Origin of the sequence: Streptomyces marokkonensis (assembly GCF_039539045.1) — a bacterium.
Lineage (GTDB): Bacteria > Actinomycetota > Actinomycetes > Streptomycetales > Streptomycetaceae > Streptomyces > Streptomyces marokkonensis.
This window is the reverse complement of the sequence record NZ_BAABCQ010000359.1, coordinates 1-1,870: the sequence shown is the minus strand read 5'-3', so window position 1 is coordinate 1,870 and position 1,870 is coordinate 1. Positions and strand designations below refer to the sequence as shown.

The window sequence follows — 1,870 nt, the reverse complement described above, 5'->3', positions numbered from 1 at the left end:
GAATCCCCGCGAACCGACCCCACCAGGGTTGACGAAACAGATAGGGGCACCCCCCGAGCCGGCGTACAGGACGGGCATCTCCTCGACCCCGGCTTGCCCACACAGGAAGTCGGATCCGCCCTGTTCCCGGGGGCGGCCGGCAGACACGTACGAATCGTCAGCGCGTGATGCCGGGTTACCTCGGCCGCTCCGTGTTCGCTTTTCGGAGCATTCATCCGTTCGAGGGGACATACGGCTCTTCCGCTCCGGAGCGTTACCCCGTTGCGCGATGGTGCAGCGGTCCTACGAAAAGGGTTCTTCATGGAGCGTTTGCTCGCGCCGCACGAGGCGGCCATCGCCGCGGCCGGTGTCCGGGTTGTCTTGTCCTGCGACGTGGAGGGTGACCTGGACGAAGCTGTCCTGGCTCAGGCACTGACCCATCTGCAAGCCCGTACCCCGCTGCTCACCGGTAAGATCACCCAGGGGCCCGGGAAGCAGCCGCTGGCCCTCATCGCAGACGCGGCCCCAGGGCCAGTTCTGGGGCACGGTACCGATTTCGACGAGGAGATCAACACCCCTCTCGCATGGGACCAGGGCCCGCTGCTGCGGGCAACGGTGGTGCGCGGGCGGGAACGTACCCGGGTGGTGATGAGCCTCCCGCGGGCGTTCGTCGACGGGATGAGCTATCTGTCCCTCCACCACCGTCTGTGGGAAACGTACACCTCTCTGGCCACCGGCCGGCCCGTCTCCGCCGGCGTGATCCAGCCGGTACTGGGACCGGCCCTGGACGACCTGCTCGCCTCGCAGTTCACCTCGGGACAGCTACGGGAGTTCGTGGCCGAACGCACGCGACTGGACACCGAAAGGCCGCCCGCGCTCGTGCCCGCCCTCGCCTCCCACGACGGAGGCCCCGGAAAGAACATGAGTTTCCGCATCGTCGGTGTCGAGCTCGACGGCGGCCGCTGCGAGAGGCTGGTGCAGTGTGCGAGGGAGGCTTGCCTCTCGGTCAACGCCCTGGTCTCAGGGGCCCTGTTGACCAGCCTGCGCTCCCTGCTGCCAACTCAGGACGACCCGGTTCGACTGCTGTGCACCACTGCGGTCGATATGCGCCGTCGGCTCGCCCCACCCCTGCCGGCTGAGGTCCTGCAGTCCGCGGCGACCACCACCTCCATTCGCCTGGAGGTCAGCAAAAAGACACATCCCGCTGCGGTCGGGCAGGACCTGGCCGCCCGGCTGCGGGACGACCTGGAGAGTGGTGCCGCGGCGATGGAACTGGCGGCCTTCCCCTACATGCTCGACCAGCATCCGCCCAGCCTCGTCATCACCAACGTGGGCACCGTTCCGGAACCGGCCCTGCCCGAGGGCCTGCGGATCAGCAACGTGCGCCTGGCTCCGCTCGGCCACGTACCCATGATCTTCGCCGTCGTCAGCCGCTACCAGGCACGGCTGGCCGTCGATCTCACCTGGAGCCGAGCCTGGTACACGGACGTCCAGATCGCGGAACTGAGCGACCACGTATCCGCCGCCCTCGACCGCCTCACCACATAGCGTGTCACGGCGCACTGGCGCCGCAGCCTGCCCACGCCCTGTTCGCCTCCGGCGTACCCTCCCTGGACCGTCAAGAATCTATGTCAGGGCGTCCACTCCAAAGGATCAGCGGGGAAAGGGACCGGAAACCGGGCGTTACGACGTAAGTCTCCGTATCCGGAGGCGACCAGGAGGGACGCGGTCGCGCTCTACCGTGCCGCGGCCGGGAAGCGGACGTACGCGGCGCTGGCTGGGAGTGAGAGAGCCGCACTGGTATTTCTCTCGTCCCCGGCCCGCCGACCAGCCTTAAGAGAGCATCTGATCTAGATAGGGGATGTTCTGACATGTTTGTGTGACCGGCGGC

General features: G+C 67.4%; 1 protein-coding gene. It reads left to right on the top strand.

From position 1 onward, the window contains the following. Positions 1–300: 300 nt before the first annotated feature. Positions 301–1,527 (top strand): phthiocerol/phthiodiolone dimycocerosyl transferase family protein, encoded by a 1,227-nt coding sequence (locus tag ABEA26_RS35840; protein ID WP_345598239.1) that lies wholly within the window; start codon positions 301–303, stop codon positions 1,525–1,527. Positions 1,528–1,870: the final 343 nt, after the last annotated feature.

What these genes read in the sequence shown, in the direction of transcription:
- ABEA26_RS35840 (WP_345598239.1), top strand. Translation starts at nt 301, where the DNA reads ATGGAGCGTTTGCTCGCGCCGCACGAGGCGGCCATCGCCGCGGCCGGT.